This is a genomic window from Heyndrickxia sp. MSNUG (genome assembly GCF_049532715.1).
GTDB lineage: Bacteria > Bacillota > Bacilli > Bacillales > Cytobacillaceae > Mesobacillus.
Genome location: NZ_CP150978.1, coordinates 493,280 through 512,867, shown reverse-complemented (window position 1 = coordinate 512,867; position 19,588 = coordinate 493,280). Strand labels below are relative to the sequence as shown.

The following is a 19,588-nucleotide window of genomic DNA, read 5'->3' as shown; positions in this document are numbered from 1 at the left end:
TCCAATGAAAAGAGGATAGACAAATGTCTATCCTCCATTTAAAAATTCGAAGCAAGCATCTTCCTACGCCTCATGAATTTTAATTTTATCCTCATTCTTTTTACGCAGTTCATCCACCAGCTTACCAACCTCTTCATTCTCTTTCTGAGAGATCACTTGCTGCTCAAGCTGTGGACTGATCTTCGCGAACTCTTCTGGCTTTTGCTTTTGGCTTTCGAGTGACTTTTTATATTGGTCATACATGGCCTGGATTTCTTGTGGTGTCGCTTCTACCTTGCCAATCTTGCTTTCCAAATATTTATTGACCGTCATTTGCTTTTTCATTTGGTCTTTGAGCTCATTCTCGGTCATTTTATTCTTTTTCAGAGCTTCTTCAAACTTTTTGTCATTTTCGAAGTTGGATTTGATTTTTTCCAGTTCTGTATCCACTTCTTTTTCTTTAATGGAGATGTCGCTCTTCTCGGCTGTCTGGAGAAGCAGCTCCGCATTGATCATTTTGTCCAGAACTGACTTTTCTAGTTGTTCCTTCATCTTTTTATCCATCTGATCTACCGGCATGCCTTGCTGTTCGTAAGATGCTTTCATGGCATCCAGCTCTTTGTTGTATTCCTTTTTTGAAATGCCTTTTCCATCTACTGTTGCAACTAAATCTTTTTTATTTTCTCTCTCAGTATTCCCTTTTGAGCTATCTTTGCCGCATGCGCCTAGCACAAGGACGGCTATGCTCAATAAAAGAATGCCTGTAAAAATGCGCTTCATCATAAACAAACTCCCCTTTCAACCAACATGTCCGTCATACTACCACATCAATCGAAAAAAGAGGAGGGTTTTACAGGAATTGTCATCAGAATGTAATATTATAAGAAACTATCTATTTCCTTTTTTAGTCTAAAAGTATTTCTCTTCATTGATCACCCTAAGTTTGATCCACCAAAACCATACTTATCCACTTACTCACTATCTTTGCGTCTTTCTGTCCTTCTTCTTTTCCAATCTTTCGGATTAAAAGCTGTTCTTATTTTCCTCGCGGCTTCTTTGCCCGCCATTATTGCACCGATCCAGAAGAAAACCTCTGCAATGACCAGGGAGCTTGTAATACTGATTGCCATCCTTTTACCAGTGAGGGGCAAAAAAGGAATACCCAGGGGTAGGACCCAAAATATAAATGATGAAATGATCAGGACCATTCCTACTTTATATCTGAAAGAATTGGTTGCTTTTGATTCGTTCTGCATCATTTCCTCCAATGTTGTGCGTAAAGATACGAAGGGACGGTATTGCCCCCAGTAATTACTCGACTTGACCCATATTTAATCAAACGTTTGATTAAGAAATTTTGAAGGTTAAATACCAAACCCTCCCTTAACTTTACTCTGAAAGACTGTCAAATAGCTATTCTTTTTGGATAGCCTCATCAAATAGCTTATTCCCCTCCAGATGAAGACGATGCCACAGCGGCACCTGATATGGCTGCGATCGAAGCCGCCTGTTGAGCCTGTATCAATGTTTCGATAGTGGTTGAAAGGTTTTTCTGAAGCAGGGAGGAATTTTCAATTTTGTCACTGATTAAGAAGGTAACAGCCATCATGAAATTGATGTCTTTTTTCCATTTGAATGCCTTCACTAAGTTCAATTGCTCCCATATTTCTTTTATTTCCGTAAGGTTGTTCATGCCTTTTTCAATGAAGGTGAGCAAAGCAATTTGGGGATAGAACATGGATTTCGGCTTGATTCCTTCTTTTTTCATTGCGTTAAATATTTCTGTTGATTTCGCAACCAGATCATCTGCAGAGCTGTTTTCATGCAAGGAAAGAATATGGCTCATACTTTGCAGATCATTTCCTTTCCGGAACCCATTTTGTGAAAGCTTGCTGTATAGGTCTTCCATTTGGAAAATCAGTTCATTCGTCTGGCGGTCGTTTTGTGCGAGCATGACCGCGAGCGGATAATCGCTGTGACCTGTCAAAAATAAATGCTCCTCCCTCATCTTCTTGTAAATGACTCTTGCCCGATCAGAAAGGGGTCCAAGGTCTTGTGCATCTGTTGGAATCAGCAGCATGGCGGCAATATAGGTGAAGATATTTCTGCTGAATCCCGCTGAGACCAGTTCATCGTATGCAGCAATAAAGAGCGGAAACATCTCCTTGGGATTATCACATTTTGAATCGAGCAGGGCTGCAAAGGTAAATCGAGACTGAGACCGTAAAGGAGAAAACAAGCCAGACTCATTTTTAATGTGTTCAGCAACATCATTGAACCTTTCGATATCAAAATTGCAATTGTTCGTAATATACAAAGATGCCACCATCATCAATACGGATGGATTGGAAACCTTCCAGCGGTACCTTTCCCTTAGCTGTGAATATATTTGAGTATATCTTTCCATATTATTCTTAGCTTTTTCCATATCAACCGACCTCCAATAAATAGTTCGTTACGTTTCATACGAATGAGGTCTAAAAAGGTTCTGTATTTTTTTACTTTAATTGGAAAGAAGCTAATAATGACAAGAAGCACGGGGACGTATCTCATGCTTCCATCCCCATGCTTCCCCGGAAGCAGCAGAACCGTCCCCCTGCTACTTTTCCGTTTTAAAAGTCACTTCCCCGACACCGATATCTGCATCCAGATCAATCTTCACTTTTGCATCTTCGTAAGCGTCGTTAACATAAACGCCATTTCCTTTGGAGATCAAATTTTCAAAAGACGAAGAACCGATTCCTTTGTCTGACTTTATTCTTACGCCTGTATCTTTAGGAAGAATGACGGTCATCTTTCCTACTCCCGATGAAATGTGGGCGTCGAAGCTTTCTTTCCAATCGCCGCTAAGATCCACCCTGATTTCACCAACCCCTGCGTTGACTTCAAGGCTGGAAAGTTCGAATCCTCGTAAATCAAGATTGGTTTCTGATGCTCCGGCATTTACCTCAAGATCGACTGGAACATCTTCAGTTATTTTCAGGTTCCATTCATTCTTCAGCTTGCCCATTTTAATATGATCTGGCTGAGCAATCTCCACCTTGCCGACTTTCCCGTCCAAATCATAGGAAACTTCCGGCTTCATTTTTTCCGGTTCATAGATTGCGTTACCACTTACCCACTCTTCAGCACCGCCTGCAACCTTCATTTTTCCGGCGCCAAAATTTAAGACAACTTCAAGCTCTTTTGCTTTATCCTTCTCAACCACGATTTCATCATTGCTTTTATCACGGGCTAAAATCGTATTATTGCATCCTGACAATAGTAAAACGGCTGATACTGCTGCCAATCCAAATCCAATCACTTTTTTCATTTAATATCGCCTCCGATTGATTATGAGTTAATCATAAGGCAATCCTGAATATCCCATAACAGGCTGAGGCTTTAACTTGATATCAGACTTGAGACCTATATATGGAATAATAATCCATTAAAGGTTCGTCGTTGAAACAACTTCCGGATAAAAATAAAAACGTCTTTATCCACTAATCTTGAGGATTGAGACGCTTTTTTTTATGAAAAATAGTTCTCCTCATTCTCATCCATTATTCATAAAGTTTTGTCTCTCCAAATACTTCAGCACCGTTTGTGAAAATTCGCGGTGCGATTCCTTCGTATACTTGGCTTTCGTATAGATTTGGGCAAGATTTTTTAATCCTAATCGTTCTGTCATTTCTTTCAGTCTTGGGACGGCCATGTAGCGATCCCAGCCTTTTTCATTTCGATCTTTATAGATTTCGAGAATATCTTCATCCGAATAATCACGATACTGGTCGTAGTGAACAAGTCCATGCATCGGCAATCGATCACGCGGGGCAGGGTTTTCTGCAGGATACCCTAATGAATAACCAACAACGGGGACGACATTTGGCGGCAGGTTTAACAATTCGCCGATTTGATCACAATTTGCCAGCGTCGAGCCCATATAGCAAATGCCGAGTCCCGCATTTTCAGCTGCTAACGCACAGTTTTGCGCTGCTAAAGTCGCATCAATCGCACCGATCATAAAGCTCATGTAATTATCAAAATGTACAGGTGCATCGTTCAGTGCAAGCCATTTCCTCATCCTGTTAAAATCAGCACAAAAGGTTATTAGTATCGGCGCATCCACCACCATCGATTGCTCCATATGAGCAGTGTATAATTTTTTCTTGAGTTCCTTGTCTTTCGTGACGATAATCGAATACGTTTGCATATTGCCACTTGAGGAGGCCCGAATGCCCGCCTCTAAAATCTGGTCCAGCAGATCTTGACTGATTTCCCTATCTACATATTCTCGTATCGACCTGTGCCCGTGGATCACATCATTCAATTCCAAAACAATCACTCCTTTATGAGATTCCGCTGTTTATGATTTATGAGACACGAAATTATTGAACTTCCACTAAATACTGCTTTAATCGCTCAATTGTTTCTGGTGAAAGTGGTTTTGATTTTCTAGTGTGGTCGTCCATTTGCACGATGACGGTATCTGCCACCGCAGCAAGCCTGCCATCCTGATACAGTCCTTGAAATAACGACAAAGAACTGTTCCCAACTCTAGTAACGGCAGTGCCAATATCTACTTTTCCAGGCCACCGTATTTCTGTAAGCAAATCCAGCTTTTGACTCACGATAACAAATGAGGCATTTTCAGCATGCAGCGGTTCCGCTGCATATAAAAGCTCAGTCCTTCCCGTTTCAAGGAAGGTTGAAAACAGTGCGTTATTCACATGTCCCTGGCGATCCGTATCTGCATACCTGAACTTGTCATATGTCTTTAATGGGAAATCATCATACTCTGGTCTCTTATGCATCATCATGAATCCTCTCTTTTTCGCCTCGCGAAATATATTGTTAGATTCATTCTTCAACAAGTTCGTCTCTATTTCCTTCTTTAACATCCTTTATCTTTAACGAATTTTCAGTTTGGCATATCAGAGCACCTGGAACGAAAATCAACATATAAAAAAGCGATCCTCCGTAAAAGAAGAATCGCACCTGTTGAATCTCATTTTTATTTGCCCGAATCATATTCCTGAAGTTCATCCACGGTCACGAAGGCATATCCTTCCTTCGTCAGTTCCTGTAAAATTTCTTCAATCACCTGGATTGTCCCATCCGTTTGATCATACATTGGATGCAGCAAGATAATCGATCCGGGTTTAATGTTATCCAGTACATTTTTTACTTTATCCTCAGCATTTGCGTAATACGTTTCCGGTTCCAGTGTCCACATAATGGTTTCTCGGTTGTGCTTAACTAAATAATACGGCAATCCAATCAGTTTTTTTCCATAAGGAGGGCGGAAGTCAATTTCGCCCTTATACCCTGCTTTCCGTATCAATGCATCCGTCTTTTCAATTTCCTCTTGAATAAAAGAAGGAGATTTCAGCACCATTCTTTCGTGTGAATAAGTGTGGTTTCCGATCTGGTGCCCTGCTTCCACCAATTTCTCAGCTTCTTCAGGATGCTTTTCAATATCCTTGCCAATCAGGAAAAATGTTGCCTTAACCTTGTACTTGTCCAGTAAAGGCAGAAGCTGATCCACGTTCTTTGTCGGACCGTCATCGAACGTCAAAGCAATCACTTTGTCTTCCGTTTCAGCCTTGTACGTCAAGTCTCCAAAAAATTGAAAGGTTCGTAATTTCGTAACTTTAAATAAACCCCCGAATATAAGAGCAATCACAATAAAACCAATTCCCATAAGGATTAATTTCCTCTTCATGCCAGGTCCCCATCATTCCGAATTTTTGTAGTTTTATTATAGCATGAAGCAGGGGGGACGCTTGAGCAAGGGGGACGTATCTTGTGCTTCCAATTGGAAGCATAAGATACGTCCCCTAGAAAAAGACCGGAGCAGATTCAACGTTCTTTATCCATCTAAACTCCCGGCCGCTCAACCCTTCTATCACCCACACATCGCTTTGCCTATCATTCACATTTCTCCGAACCCAGGTAAGTTGTTGTCCAACCACCTGCGGATCCTCATCCAGTTCATTCTTCTCAGGAAAAGTGATTTGCTTTTGTTCTCCCGTTTTAATATTGATCTCATAAAGTGCAGTGAACATGGTCGGAACCGGTCCTTCTGTCCATTCCTTGTTTTCTTTTGCACGGGCGACGATCACTTGATCCGGTGAGTACCATTCCAAACCAAGGTCTACGAAACCCTTTGGTGTGTATTCCTTTTGCTCCTTAAAAATCGGGATGTCAGCAATTTTTGTTTTCTTGTTTTCGACAAAGAATCGTCCTTCGCCTGATATGTAGGCCAGCTGGTTGGATGATGGAGCCCACTTCACCCAGTCTTTGTACCCGAGCATTTTTCCGACTGCCTGAAATTGTTCGCCTTTATTCGAAAGGACACATAATGTATTGCTATCCATGGACCAGGAGGCCGTAGGATATGCGATAAAACTGACCCACTTGCCATCATGGCTCCACTTAAAGTCGTAGGCATCAATCGCAAATAGGCCCGTTTCACTCGTTTGAATCGTATAAAAATGCTGCATTTTTTCTGACGCTAGATTGGCATCGACGGGAATTTTATAAAGAGGGATCGGTCCCCATCCGGTAGGACGCAAGGCTGATTGGGAGGAAACGATAAATTCCTTTCCATTCGGGAACCATTCGAACCCGCTCACACCTAGTGAGACATTCTCAAACCCGTGTGGCCGGCCATCCTTCATTTTTGTCACGTTCAGTATTCCGCCGTCCTTATAGGCTAATTGATTTTTCGCAGGTGACCATTTAAAGTCGGATGTTTCCACCCTGATATAAGGCTGGTAGCTGTCTTTTTCCTTCGTATCATAAATGTATAAATCCGATTTTTCTCCTTTTTCATCCCCATCAATATAGGCAATGAACCGACCGTCATAGGACCATTTCGGAGTATGCACATATCGCCCCTTTGTGATTTGCGTTTCCTCATCTCCCTTTTTGATCCATAGCTGATGGTCACGGATAAACGCAGCAGTAAGCGGGGCTTCTGCGCTGACAGTCGTTGATAAAGGAAAAGTGATGAAAATAAGAATGAAAAGTATACGAAATTTCAAGATCATCCCTCCTACCGATAGGATGTCCTGATCTTTAATGAAGATTCTAGAGGAGCAAAGGGCGTTCCCGGTGCTTCTTTTTCATAAGCTTTTGTTCAGCAAAAAGTATTGCTCTCACACAGCTTGGAAGCATGAGAAACGTCCTCCATGCTTCTAAGTGATAACTAAATGGGGTTTACTGAAGTGGCTTGTTCCCCCGCTGCCTACTAGTACGTATCCGTTTTTTGGGAACAACGCGGCTCTGGTTGAACCATCAGAAAGTATAAGATCTACTCTGGCCCTGTTTTCAAGTGCTGTATATTTTACATAGCCGGTTTGGGTAATCGTTGTCTTCCAATTATCATCAAACTCTGCCCTTAATACTCGGTTTGAGTAAGTTTGGTTTGTTTTTTGCTTTTCCATTCTCTTCCTTCCCTTTGTTTCATTGAAAATAAATGCTCACACTATTTTATTCACTATTGAAAAATTGGAATGGACAAGAGTCTAGCTCAAGAAAACGAAACCAGCTTCTTCTCAAAACAACCAGAACAGGTTCATATTTATTCTAAATATGGAAACAATACTATTGAGGTGAAGACATGGATAAGGAAAAATTAAAGCTTACTTCCTCAGAGATTGGTTCATTATGGGGAGAGTATGTAAACGGGACAATGATTGATACTGTAAATAGATATATGTACTCCATTATTGAGGATGAAGCAATAAAAGCAGTTTTTGATGATGCGATTAAGACGTTCGAGCGCCAAAAGAAACAACTGGTTACATTTATAGAGAATGAAGGTTTTCCAGTTCCAATAGGCTTTAGTGAAGCCGACCTAAATAAAGGGGCAAAAAGGCTATTCACGGACATTTTTTGTTTAAATTATCTACATATTATGACATTGCATGGTTTGATTGGACATGTCACTGCACTTGGGGTTTCTGTAAGAAAAGATTTAAGGGAATTTTACGATACATGCGATAACGACGCAAAGAGTATGTACCACCAGACAATTGAACTCTTACTGGAGAAGGGGAATTTCCAGAGAGATCCCATGTTTTATCCTTCCAAGGGTCCTGAATTCATTGTTAGTAAAGATTTCACAGATGGACTTTTTGGAAAAGGGAGAAGTTTATCTGCCACAGAAATGATTAGTATTTCTTTCAACATTAAAAAGAGTATTATGGGTAAAACTCTTGGTATTGCATTCAGTCAAGTTGCTAAGTCAGAAAAAATAAGGAAATTTTTAATGGAGTCTGAGAAAACGTCTGATCAACACATACAAACCCTTGCAGAAATTTTGCACAAGGATAATTTACCAGTTCCTCGATCGTGGGAGACAGAAGTTACCACTTCAACAGACTCTCCATTTTCCGACAAGCTCATGTTGTATCATATTGGCTTTATGTTCCAGGCTGCTCAAGTTTATCATGGTACAGGTTTGGCATCCTCCATGCGAACAGACCTTATTACAACATATGAAAGTATAATCCTAAGTAATTTACTAGTAACAAAAAAGTGGTTTGATATCATGGAAAAAAACGAATGGTTAGAACAACCTCCACTCGCTCCTAATAGAAAAGAAATCTCAGAGAAAAACTAATAATGAGAAGACGCAAAGGGACACCCTTTGCTTCTTCTCATTATTTTTATTCAGCGATAAATTACGGATGTACAGTACTAAAAAACGGGAAGCATAAGATACGTCCCTTCGCTTCTACCTTAATAATATACGTTTACGCTAATCACAATTCTTTTCAGTAATCATCAACGGCCGCATCATGTCGTTATCTTCATGTTCAAGGATGTGGCAGTGCCATACATATTCTCCTGTGTAGTTTCTAAAGGGAACGATAATCCGCGTTACTTTACCAGGTTCAACTCTTACTGTATCTTTCCATCCTTTTTCGCTTGGATGTGGCTCATGTTCTTCGCCAAGTATGATCCCTTCGCCCGTGTTAATCCATTCCTCTTCATTAAAATTGGTCACATCAACATCCTGGCGATTAAGGATCTGGAATTGAACAAGATGCAAATGAATAGGGTGGGTAATGTTTGGCGGAATCCCAAGAGGACTATTAGGATTGAAAGTAGGGCTAGCAAGTTCCCAAATTTCCACACTATCTATTTCAGGGGTTTCTGTCGCAGCATCCATAAATCCTTTGTGATTGATCGTTAGCCTGTTTCCATCCTGAGTCATCACAAATCTTCTTGTTTTTAGTTTTCGAGAAGGTTTTAATTCTTTAACATCACGAAGTTTTTTTGGAATTTCACTTTCATCTTCACCTTCACATTCAAACCCTACTCTAAACTGCATAACATCTCTTTTAAAAGGTTCTACTTGTCCTGCCAGATTCAATTCTTCTGTCCTGAGAGTAATCGTTTTGCCTGCTAATTCCGAAAAATCAATGATCACATCTAATCGTTCAGCAGGATCCAGCGGAAATTTTTCAATTCGTTGCGACCTTTCAATCAATCCGCCATCCGTGCCAATTTGCCAGAAGGGATGCTGGTTTAAATCTTCATCTAAAAGCAAGAAATCAAAGCCATTCGTGTTTGAAGCATTTAACATTCTGAAGCGGTACTTTCTTGGCTCAACGTTAAGATAAGGCCATACCTTACCATTCACAACCATCGTATTGCCAATAAAGGCACGAACGATTGGAGCTGGCGGGTAAAAAAGCGAACCGTCTTCCCTAAACGTTTTATCTTGAATCATCAGCAGTATATCATATTTCCCTGTCGGAAGATCAAGATCTTCTTCCTTAGAATCGTGAATAAGATAGAAGCCCGCCAAGCCAGCATATAAATTAAGCCTTGTAATTCCTAATGCATGGTCATGGTACCAAAGCGTAGTTGCCTGTTGGTCATTTGGATATAAATATACTTGCCTGCTAAACTTATCACCAACTTGTGCGTAGTTGCGTGAAAACCAGGCCATAGGATGACCATCGCTGTCAGGTGCTACATTTGCGCCATGAAGATGCACAACAGTACGCACCTCATCATTAGCTGGCCCTGAATCATGTAAAGTTGGATCTACCGGCAAAAAGTGGTCCAATGGCAAATGATTAATCCATTTAACATGAAGAGTTTCCCCCCTCCTAGTCTCAATCGTGGGCCCAGGATAGATGCCATTAAAACCATAGATAAGCGTCTCATCAAAGTCCCTATGAAACTTATGACTTCCACACTTCATCTCGACCTCATAATAAGCAGAATCCTCTCCTTGAGACAAAGGAGCTAAAACCGGTGGAATTGGAAGCTCATCAACAAATTTTTCAATTGTATTTGGAAGTTTTACTGCTACAACATTGGGATTATACTCAGGACAATTATTTGTTTCAGAGACTCCGGAATTCTCAATCATAATACTCACCTTCCTTGTTTGTAGTTTTCATTCTATTGAAGCATTGCTTCTATATTAGTAAATGAAAATTAGACAAGCTGGTGTCGGCTAATATTGGTAGATCGGAAAAATGTATGGATATCATTGCTTGAATGGGATAGTAGAGTTGTGAACGTGGGGACGGTTCTTGCGTTTCAGAAATTAAATCTTTGGTAGCAACGATAGGGTTTTCAAGTTTTATGAATCGATTCAATAAAATAAGCCCCGACATTAAGTCAGGGCTTCCTACATCATTTCCTAGGCATCTTGAAAACCGAGTATTACATTGTAGATTTATTCATAATAGAGGGAATTAGGTTTTCACTATAAAAGTAAAATCATGACTCCTTTTAATCTACGCATTAAATAAACCTTCAACACTTAAATATCTTTGGCCGGAATCAGCAAAAATTCCAACGATGTTCTTACCTTTATTTTCTGGTCTTTTACATAATTCAACCATTATATGAGCCACAGCCCCTGATGATATCCCTACAAGTATGCCTTCCTTTTTTGCTAATTGTCTGCACATATCAAAGGCTTCTTCTTCTTTTACCAACATAATTTCATCAATTATTTCTTTATTAAGGGTTTCTGGCAGAAATCCAGGAGCAGTCCCCATGATTCTATGTGCTTTAAAAACTCCCTTTGAAATGAATGGTGCATCGTAAGGTTCAACAGCCACAAGCTTCACATCAGGATTCTTCTCCTTGAGGTATTTTCCTGCACCGCAGATTGTTCCACCTGTACCTAATCCTGAAACAAGAATATCAATTTCACCGTCAGTGTCTTCCCAAAGCTCAGGACCCGTTGTTCTATAATGGGATTCAGGGTTACTCATACTTTTATGTTGTCCTACGTAAAAATAATCGGGGTGTGATTTTAATATTTCCTGAAGTCTCTTTTTCGCTCCTGCAGTTCCTTCTCCTGCTGGCGTCAGGATAAACTCAGCACCAAAAGCTTTCATTATCTTTCTTCTTTCCACACTCTGGATTTCGGACATTACAAGAATGGCTCTGTATCCCTTTACGGACGCAATATAGGCTAATGCCATACCAGTGTTTCCGCTTGTCATCTCAATTAGCGTATCTCCAGGTTTAATATGTCCTCTTTTCTCAGCTTCTTCAATAATATTCAGAACCGGCCTGTCTTTGATGCTGATTGGGTTAAGGAATTCACATTTTACAAATAAATCTGCTTCAACTGATAGTTTTTGTAATTTCAACAATGGTGTCTTTCCTATCAAGTCAGCAATTGTTTCTGCATATTTCATATTAACACCTCATTGTTTGTTCATTCTCACTTAAAAAACTTTGCTATCCATTTCAGGTGTATCTATAGAAATATTCTTTGTTCCTTTCTGTCCAATAATAGAAGCTACGACAACGGATCCGACTACATTAACCGTAGTGATTCCCATATCCATGATTCGGAAGATTCCTGCTAATAATCCGATCACTTCAAGAGGCAATCCCAACACATTTAAAAATACTGCCGTTGCTACAAAAATCCCACCTGGAATACCAGGGCTTCCCAAGGTCATCAAAACTCCCATGAACACTGCAACCAGTTGTTGAGTCAGGGTTAATTCAACACCAGCCATGACTGAAACAAAAATAGCCACAACACCGAACCACAAAGCATTTCCATCCATGTTCATTGAGGCACCTACTGGAATTGTTAAACCAACAACGTCTTTCGACAAATTAAGCTCTTCCTCACAAGCTCGAATTGATACCGGCATTGTTGCTTTAGAACTACAAGTAGTAGCGCTTGTAATCCAAACGGATTTTATCCTTTTAAACATGATGAATGGGTTCTTTTTTGTAAAAATATAATATAAGACAAAATATACTACAATAACTTGCAAAAACAGCCCAAAATAGATTGTTCCAATAAACTTAGTTAAAGGACCAATAATTGAAGTTCCATATTTTCCGGCTGTAACAGCCATTAACGCAAAAACACCGTACGGCGAGAATTCAAGAACAATGTTTAGTATTTTCATAATAAAACGAGAAAGCACTTGGAAAATGCCAGTAACCCGATCACGATCCTCTTGTGTTAGCAAGAGAATTGCGATTCCAGAAAAAATAGCGAAGACAATAACCTGGAGCATATTTGCTTCAGCCATTGCTTGTATAATATTTTGGGGAAACATATTTATTATGACACTTTGAACCGTCGGTGCTTCTGCTACGGCATCAACGGGTGGTAAATCATTTAATATAAGCCCTTTTCCCGGGTTTATAATTCGCCCAACAATAACTCCGATCGCTGAAGCAGCTATAGTTGTTCCCATAAATAATAGAATCATTTTACTTCCAATTCGTCCGAGTATCTTTAAGTCGTTCATACTTGCAATGGCTGCAACCACCGTAAAGAAAATTAACGGCACAATAGCCATTTGCAACATTTTTAAAAATATATCGCCTACAATTCCGATAATTTCAATTTTAGGGCCTACAATAAAACCTATAATTGCTCCCAGTATCATCCCAATCAGTGTCTTGTTTGAGAGTGATATTTTCTTCTTTTTCATTTCATCTCTCCTTTATTGATTTATTAATTGTTTGATTTAAACTTATCCTCCTTTCTGAAATATAAAATTCATTAATTTTGTGACATGCTTTTTAAAGCTTGTCTTATAAATAACAAGATTAATATTATGACTATTCTTGTTATTTTCTAAATATTCTTTCAAATACATTCTACCCGAACCCTGAATTACTGTGTACCTTTTTCTGGAACATAGAGCAAAGGAAATATTATAACCGTTCCCAATCTTCGCAAAAAATAAAGAGCCTTTTCCTAAAGAAAAGACTCTTTCACTCGTTTATATATAAGGACAACCAGTTTTCAGTCCCAGAGACAGAGGGAAGGTCCCGCTGTCTCCAAAATGACTTATTGTGCAACATCCTCACAATATGTTGACTGCAGCACACCGGAGGGATGATAGTGAATATAATTAGAGACATGGGGACGGTTCTCAAGTCTCATCTGAGACTCGAAATATCTTCCCTGCGTCATGTAAATTCATATTGATTAAATAAATGAAATCCAACTTACTATAATTCAGTAGCTATAGCCCTTCCTGCTACACGTCCTGTAAAAAGACAGCCGCCAACAAATGTCCCTTCAAGGGCACGATAGCCGTGTATACCGCCGCCACCAAAACCAGAAACTTCTCCGGCAGCATATAGTCCGGGAACAGGCTTTCCTCCAGAATTCAGGACTCTGCCCGATAAGTCGGTTTGCAGTCCTCCCAAAGTTTTGCGGCTCAAAAGATTCAGACGTACGGCAATCAACGGGGCGTTTTTCGGTTCTAGTATTTTGTGCGGAGGAGCCACGCGAATTAATTTGTCGCCAAGGTAATTTCGGGCTCCGCGTATAGCAGTAATCTGAAGATCCTTCGTGAAGGTATTATCAATTTCGCGGTCTCTTGCTTTTATTTGCCGCTCAATATCCGACAGGTTCAATAAATTTTCTCCGGTTAATTGATTCATGCCTTTAACAAGGTCGGTCAAATTATCCGCAATCACGAAATCTTCTCCGTGTTCCATAAACGCTTTTACAGGATCAGATGGACCAGGCAACGCCCGTCCCAATACTTTTCGAATACTTTTTCCTGTTAAATCCGGGTTTTGTTCAGACCCTGAGAGGGCAAATTCTTTTTCAATTATTTTTTGCGTCAAAATAAACCAGGAATAGTCATAACCTGTTTTTTTAATAGCTTCGAGCGTACCTAATGTATCAAAACCTGGAAAGTTTGGGGCTGGGAAACGCTTGCCTGTTGCATCCAGCCAAATGGAGGATGGTCCCGGAAGAATTCGAATGCCATGATTAGACCAAATAGGATCCCAGTTTTTTAGTCCCTCTGTGTAGTGCCACATGCGATCCTTGTTTACTATTCGCCCACCAACTTCCTCTGTGATGGAAAGCATCCTTCCGTCTACATAAGCAGGTACACCTGTAACCATTTGCTTAGGGGGTTCCCCAAGCCGGGTTGGCCAATTTTTTCGTACCAAATCAAGGTTGCCTCCAATACCGCCACTCGCCACCAATACCGATTGGGCACGATATTCAAAGTTGCCGATAACCTCCCGGCTGCTATCCTGACCACGGGCTGCAGAACTTGGAACAAGAATCGAGCCGCTTACCCCAACAACCACACCATTATCAGTAAGCAATTGATTGACACGATGCCGCGGGCGAAACTCCACTAACCCTTTTTTCATGTGTTCGCGAACCCGGCGTTCAAAAGGCGCGACAAGGGCGGGACCTGTCCCCCAAACAATATGGAAGCGGGGGACTGAGTTTCCATGTCCATCAGCAAGATACCCGCCACGCTCCGCCCAGCCAACTACCGGAAAGAAGCGGACACCCATTTCATGTAACCAAGCCCGTTTCTCTCCTGCGGCAAAATCCACATATGCTTGCGCCCATTTTCGGCCCCAATAATCCTCATCCTCTTCCCGGTCAAACCCAGCAGTACCCAGCCAGTCCTGCCATGCCAGTTCCTTGGAATCCTTGATTCCCATCCGTCGCTGCTCTGGTGAATCAACTAGGAACAAACCGCCGAACGACCAGAATGCCTGCCCACCCATTGACAATTCCGGCTCCTGGTCTAAAAGCAAGACCTTTTTTCCGGCATCAGCTATTTCTGCTGTTGCTACAAGACCAGCAAGTCCTGCTCCCACTACAATTACATCAAAATCCACTTTACTTCCCCCATTAAATTCCGTTTTTAATTTTCAGATAATGATATTATATCATATTGTTTGAAAAATATTTCCACAATGAATATACTCAATATATAAATAGCCTTTAACACTTGATAGGAATACAATACCTTTTTTAAATATATTGGTATTTAAAAGGGCTTTATTAAGGAATTGATGGAATTAATGGATAAAAAAATCGATCAAAGAACAGCTAGGGCTGAAAGTTATAAAAGAAAAGTTTTAGAATCAGCAAAAGAACTTTTCATTGAACATGGTTTTAAAGAGACAACGATCATGATGATTGCTAATAATGCCGATATTGGATATGGTACAGCTTATAACCATTTTCCAAATGGTAAAGATGAAATTTTATTAATGATTATGGAAGAAATCATGGAGGACTTCCACCAAGTGGCCAACAATGCCTATACCGTAGAATCTAAGGAAAATGCATTTATTTTCATTAAAAAAAACATCGAAAACTTAATCAGCCTTGTCCTATTCCATAAAAAATTGTTAGTTGTCCTACATGAAGCAATCCACTTTTCTGAGCTTGTTCGCGAGAAATGGGAGGATATTAGCCAAAGGCTTATTGTACGAATTGCCATCAATGTGGAGCAAGCGAAAGCAAAAAACTTAGCAAGGAATCCCAATTATGATCCCCAGATTGTGGCGGGAGTCTTATTTTATGTTACAGAAAACTACCTTTGGAATATTGCATTAGATAAAACCACAAAAAGCAATGAAATAATTGTAAGAAACATTACAGAAATGTATACAAATGGGTTATATAAATAAAATGCAAGACACCTTTACCGGTATTGGAAAACTCCCAGTTTTACATGCTGTGCCTGGCACTACTCGAATAATCTTGTTTCAGTAACCTTGTTTCACAATTGTAAAAACTATGAATAGCTCATTATTTAGGCTAAATTTATTGCAAAAAAAAGGCAACCTTTCCAAAATGGATTAGTTGCCTTTTGTTATTATAAGCTTTGCTGCACACTCAACGAGGGTAGGATGGTGATCGAAGATAGAATGGAATAGTGGTGTTTACCTAATCGACTCTTGTCGTACTAAAGGATTCAACCCGGCAGTTTCCATATAATCTTTCCCCCAGTTATACATCGCATCGAGAATCGGCATCAAGCTTCTTCCTTGTTCAGTAAGGGAGTATTCTACCTTTGGAGGAACCACGGGATAGACTTCGCGGTGAACAATCAAGTCTTCTTCCAGTTCTCGCAATTGATTAACTAGCATTCTTTGCGTGATCCCTGGCATAAGAGCTTTCAGTTCACCAAATCGCTTCGTTCCCTCTTTTCCTAAATGCCATAGTATAAGCATCTTCCATTTACCACCGATAACGGAAAGAGTTAATTCTTTTTCACAATTAAACATCTTATCCTGCATTCGTGACATTTCACTTCACCTCCATATTTATTATAACCCACAGTATACTTTTTTTACTATATAATATAAAAGTATGTACTTGCAATATTGTTCCATACATATTTATTAGCAGTGAATATAATTCTATTGTGCTGTTCAAGAAAGAAGTTAAAGAATGATGAAACAATTTAAAGCATTGATGGTTGATTACGGCCATAGGAATTTTTTTTGGAATCGAATGGCAACCGATTTAAAAACTTCTACTCTTTCTGAAACTGTGAATAAAGAAATTACACTTGAAGATTTACCTGAAACCTTACCTACTATTTCAAAAGAACAAGCAAGAGGTAGAATCATCGTAAAGATTTATTAAAACAATAGAGAGGGACACAAAGTCTCTCGCAAAAAGAAAATTACTTTCTTAACATGACAACATTTTTTTCTGGATTCAGAGTGATAACTAAGTCAGTCATGCCAACAAATAACCCATTTTCAACTACTCCCGGTATCATGTTAAGCATTCGTTCTAACATCTCAGGTTGGACGTGCTCAGAAATTTCGCAGTCAAAAATATAGTTCCCATTATCAGTAATAAACGGATTTTCTCTGTTTAATCGAATTTCTGGGACTAACCCCATGGCTCTAATATGTTTTTCCGTCATTTCATAACCGAACGGAATAACTTCTACAGGCAATCGAAACGCACCTAATTTCTCTACCCTTTTAGATGAATCTGCTACAACAATAAATGTTTTAGCTGCTCTTGCTATGATTTTCTCTCTTAAAAGTGCGCCGCCACCACCTTTGATTATTTCTAAGTCTGAATTAACTTCATCTGCTCCATCAATAGCAATATCTATACTTTCTATTTCACTAAAACTAGTAAGTGGAATGCCTAATTCTTTAGCCAATTCTTCCGTTTGAACAGAAGTTGGAATACCTTTAATGGAAAGGCCATCCTTCACTAGCTGACCAAGCTTTTGTATAGTATAAAAAACTGTCGAACCCGTACCAAGCCCTACAACCATGCCATCTTTAACAAAATCTGCTGCTTTTTCACCGACTATTTTTTTATCAACCATTTTTACACCCATCATAACTAGGTCCTTTCTTTTTCATAAAGCATAATTATTATTGATCTAATTCTTTGCCAAACTTTCGTGATCAGTGGCAGAGGGAGGTTGTTCCAACTATCCCTTTTCTATTAATAGATTTATATCATCTTCAGCAATTAAGGCAATTTCGGTATTCATTCGTGCGTAATCTGCCGTTAAGTCTCTTCTTTGTCCCATTGATAATGCCTCACTATAACAAGCAATTGCTGCAGAAAGCAGTGTCGCTATACGAAGTAGCATAAGTTTACCTGAAAAGGGAGGCTCCTACTGTTAAAAGAATATAATCAAAAAAATTGTTCATTCAATCCCCCAGCTAGAAATGTGTTTGTTAATAAGAGATTTTTATAAACAACATCAACAATGACAATTTGGGCAATTTTCAAGCACTTATACTGAAAATAGGCCATGCGGAATGGTGCATTGTTTCTTTTAAAGTTAATAGTAAGACTATATAAAGTGTTTGTCTTACAGTATACTTTTTAACACTATGTAAAATAAAAGTGCGTACTTTTAACGTTTAATCATACGTTGTATACTTGCAATTGTTCAGCGAGAGGACATGATATCCCTTTTTGCTGGCAGGTAAAGATAATGCACTATAAGGATAATATTACTTTAAAAGTATTATTACCCTTTGGAGACATTATCACTGTACAACAAAAAAAATTATAGGAGTGAATATAGATGGAATTACAATTAGCATTAGATTTAGTCAATATCCCAGAAGCAATTGAACTGGTAAAAGAAGTAGAGGAACATATTGATATCGTTGAAATCGGTACACCGGTTGTAATTAACGAAGGTCTTCATGCTGTAAAGGCAGTTAAAAAAGCATTCCCTAACTTAAAGGTATTAGCAGACCTAAAAATCATGGATGCAGCTGGTTATGAAGTAATGAAAGCTTCTGAAGCAGGTGCAGATATCATTACAATTCTTGGAACTGCTGAAGATATGTCTATTAAAGGTGCTGTTGAAGAAGCGAAAAAACAAGGTAAAAAAATCCTTGTTGATATGATTGCTGTAAAAGATCTTGCTGGACGTGCAAAAGAAGTGGACGCAATGGGTGTTGATTATATTTGTGTGCATACTGGCTATGATCTTCAAGCAGTTGGAAAGAACTCTTTTGAAGATTTACAAACCATCAAAGGTGTTGTAAAAAATGCTAAAACTGCAATCGCAGGTGGTATTAAGTTAGACACACTTCCAGAAGTCATCAAAGTACAACCAGACCTTGTCATTGTAGGTGGCGGGATAACTGGACAAGCTGATAAAAAAGCTGCTGCTGCCAAAATGCAACAAATGATTAATCAAGGGTAATTCAGATCGTGAATACAACTCAATACCTAGCTGAAATCATAAAAGAGTTAAATCGCTCCGTAGATTTAATTTCGAATGATGAAGCTGAAAAATTAGTTAATGGGATTCTTGAATCAAAAAAAATCTTTGTTGCAGGCGCAGGTAGATCTGGATTTATGGCCAAATCATTCGCCATGCGAATGATGCACATGGGGATAGATGCCTATGTGATTGGCGAAACAGTAACTCCAAACTTTGAAAAAGATGACATCTTAATCATTGGATCAGGTTCAGGAGAAACAAAAGGTTTAGTTTCCATGGCTGAGAAAGCAAAAAGCATCGGTGGGACGATTGCAGCTGTAACCATTTTCCCTGAGTCCACTATTGGACAATTAGCGGATATCACAATTAAGTTGCCTGGCTCACCTAAAAATCAGTCGGAGAGTGATTTTAAGACGATTCAACCAATGGGCTCATTATTTGAGCAAACACTTTTACTATTTTACGACGCTGTGATTCTTCGGTTCATGGAGAAAAAAGGTTTGGATACCAATAAAATGTACGGTAGACACGCTAACTTAGAATAAATAGATTATTCCTCGAGTTCTAAATAGGAAAGACCGCAAGCTGTTTCCATACAAGATTGCGGTCTTTCTATTAGTATGAACTACTTTAATTTGTAATAA

Annotated in this window: 20 protein-coding genes and 1 pseudogene; 5 read left to right on the top strand and 16 right to left on the bottom strand. The window is 39.4% G+C overall.

What is annotated here, in order from left to right:
• Positions 1-63 precede the first annotated feature (63 nt).
• The 9 genes from AABM38_RS02600 to AABM38_RS02560 all read right to left on the bottom strand — a co-directional run bounded on the left by AABM38_RS02600 (position 64) and on the right by AABM38_RS02560 (position 7,412).
• Positions 64-762, bottom strand: a complete 699-nt coding sequence (locus tag AABM38_RS02600; RefSeq protein ID WP_423409000.1) for a SurA N-terminal domain-containing protein — start codon at positions 760-762, stop codon at positions 64-66.
• A 188-nt stretch (positions 763-950) separates the two neighbouring features.
• Positions 951-1,238, bottom strand: coding sequence for a transporter suffix domain-containing protein (locus AABM38_RS02595; protein ID WP_423408999.1), 288 nt, complete (start codon positions 1,236-1,238; stop codon positions 951-953).
• A gap of 185 nt (positions 1,239-1,423) precedes the next feature.
• Positions 1,424-2,407: a DUF4003 family protein gene (locus AABM38_RS02590; protein WP_423408998.1), complete on the bottom strand. Its 984-nt coding sequence runs from the start codon at positions 2,405-2,407 to the stop codon at positions 1,424-1,426.
• 171 nt (positions 2,408-2,578) lie between these two features.
• Positions 2,579-3,292 carry a toast rack family protein gene (locus AABM38_RS02585; RefSeq protein ID WP_423408997.1) on the bottom strand — a complete coding sequence of 238 codons (714 nt, stop codon included), beginning with the start codon at positions 3,290-3,292 and terminating at the stop codon, positions 2,579-2,581.
• Between the two features lie 225 nt (positions 3,293-3,517).
• The gene (locus AABM38_RS02580) at positions 3,518-4,306 is read right to left on the bottom strand and encodes a nitroreductase family protein (RefSeq protein WP_423408996.1); all 789 of its coding nucleotides are present in this window, start codon (positions 4,304-4,306) and stop codon (positions 3,518-3,520) included.
• Between the two features lie 43 nt (positions 4,307-4,349).
• Positions 4,350-4,781 (bottom strand): acyl-CoA thioesterase, encoded by a 432-nt coding sequence (locus tag AABM38_RS02575; protein ID WP_423408995.1) that lies wholly within the window; start codon positions 4,779-4,781, stop codon positions 4,350-4,352.
• Between the two features lie 194 nt (positions 4,782-4,975).
• Positions 4,976-5,686 carry a polysaccharide deacetylase family protein gene (locus tag AABM38_RS02570; protein WP_423408994.1) on the bottom strand — a complete coding sequence of 237 codons (711 nt, stop codon included), beginning with the start codon at positions 5,684-5,686 and terminating at the stop codon, positions 4,976-4,978.
• A 115-nt stretch (positions 5,687-5,801) separates the two neighbouring features.
• Entirely contained in the window at positions 5,802-7,010 is a 1,209-nt protein-coding gene (locus AABM38_RS02565; protein WP_423408993.1) for a translocation protein TolB, read from the bottom strand.
• A gap of 153 nt (positions 7,011-7,163) precedes the next feature.
• On the bottom strand, positions 7,164-7,412 hold the full coding sequence (locus tag AABM38_RS02560; protein ID WP_335376892.1) for a hypothetical protein: 249 nt from the start codon (positions 7,410-7,412) through the stop codon (positions 7,164-7,166).
• 176 nt (positions 7,413-7,588) lie between these two features.
• On the opposite strand from AABM38_RS02560, the gene AABM38_RS02555 reads away from it, so the two are divergent.
• Complete coding sequence (locus tag AABM38_RS02555) at positions 7,589-8,593, top strand: DUF3231 family protein (RefSeq protein ID WP_423408992.1); 1,005 nt, start codon at positions 7,589-7,591, stop codon at positions 8,591-8,593.
• Positions 8,594-8,731: 138 nt separating this feature from the next.
• Here the strand turns inward: AABM38_RS02555 and AABM38_RS02550 are convergent, their stop codons facing one another.
• The 4 genes from AABM38_RS02550 to AABM38_RS02535 form a co-directional block, all read right to left on the bottom strand.
• A complete protein-coding gene (locus AABM38_RS02550) occupies positions 8,732-10,360 on the bottom strand; it encodes a multicopper oxidase family protein (RefSeq protein ID WP_423408991.1) in 1,629 nt (542 codons plus the stop codon).
• A 373-nt stretch (positions 10,361-10,733) separates the two neighbouring features.
• Entirely contained in the window at positions 10,734-11,651 is a 918-nt protein-coding gene (cysK, locus tag AABM38_RS02545) for a cysteine synthase A (RefSeq protein WP_423408990.1), read from the bottom strand.
• Positions 11,652-11,681: 30 nt separating this feature from the next.
• Complete coding sequence (locus AABM38_RS02540) at positions 11,682-12,920, bottom strand: dicarboxylate/amino acid:cation symporter (protein WP_423408989.1); 1,239 nt, start codon at positions 12,918-12,920, stop codon at positions 11,682-11,684.
• Between the two features lie 526 nt (positions 12,921-13,446).
• Positions 13,447-15,099 carry an FAD-binding dehydrogenase gene (locus tag AABM38_RS02535; RefSeq protein ID WP_423408988.1) on the bottom strand — a complete coding sequence of 551 codons (1,653 nt, stop codon included), beginning with the start codon at positions 15,097-15,099 and terminating at the stop codon, positions 13,447-13,449.
• A 186-nt stretch (positions 15,100-15,285) separates the two neighbouring features.
• On the opposite strand from AABM38_RS02535, the gene AABM38_RS02530 reads away from it, so the two are divergent.
• The gene (locus AABM38_RS02530) at positions 15,286-15,900 is read left to right on the top strand and encodes a TetR/AcrR family transcriptional regulator (RefSeq protein WP_423408987.1); all 615 of its coding nucleotides are present in this window, start codon (positions 15,286-15,288) and stop codon (positions 15,898-15,900) included.
• A 255-nt stretch (positions 15,901-16,155) separates the two neighbouring features.
• Here AABM38_RS02530 and AABM38_RS02525 read toward each other — a convergent pair whose 3' ends face one another.
• On the bottom strand, positions 16,156-16,521 hold the full coding sequence (locus AABM38_RS02525; protein WP_423408986.1) for a winged helix-turn-helix transcriptional regulator: 366 nt from the start codon (positions 16,519-16,521) through the stop codon (positions 16,156-16,158).
• Between the two features lie 145 nt (positions 16,522-16,666).
• Between AABM38_RS02525 and AABM38_RS02520 the strand changes: the two genes are divergently transcribed.
• Complete coding sequence (locus AABM38_RS02520; RefSeq protein ID WP_423408985.1) at positions 16,667-16,864, top strand: hypothetical protein; 198 nt, start codon at positions 16,667-16,669, stop codon at positions 16,862-16,864.
• 40 nt (positions 16,865-16,904) lie between these two features.
• On the opposite strand, the gene rpiA is transcribed toward AABM38_RS02520, so the two are convergent.
• Both rpiA and AABM38_RS02510 read right to left on the bottom strand, forming a co-directional pair.
• Positions 16,905-17,573 (bottom strand): ribose-5-phosphate isomerase RpiA, encoded by a 669-nt coding sequence (rpiA, locus tag AABM38_RS02515; RefSeq protein ID WP_423410628.1) that lies wholly within the window; start codon positions 17,571-17,573, stop codon positions 16,905-16,907.
• Between the two features lie 108 nt (positions 17,574-17,681).
• Positions 17,682-17,855, bottom strand: a pseudogene (locus AABM38_RS02510) (DUF3231 family protein); the annotation flags it as partial.
• A gap of 435 nt (positions 17,856-18,290) precedes the next feature.
• On the opposite strand from AABM38_RS02510, the gene hxlA reads away from it, so the two are divergent.
• Both hxlA and hxlB read left to right on the top strand, forming a co-directional pair.
• A complete protein-coding gene (gene hxlA / locus AABM38_RS02505; protein WP_423407781.1) occupies positions 18,291-18,923 on the top strand; it encodes a 3-hexulose-6-phosphate synthase in 633 nt (210 codons plus the stop codon).
• 8 nt (positions 18,924-18,931) lie between these two features.
• The gene (hxlB, locus tag AABM38_RS02500; protein WP_423408984.1) at positions 18,932-19,489 is read left to right on the top strand and encodes a 6-phospho-3-hexuloisomerase; all 558 of its coding nucleotides are present in this window, start codon (positions 18,932-18,934) and stop codon (positions 19,487-19,489) included.
• Positions 19,490-19,588 lie beyond the last annotated feature (99 nt).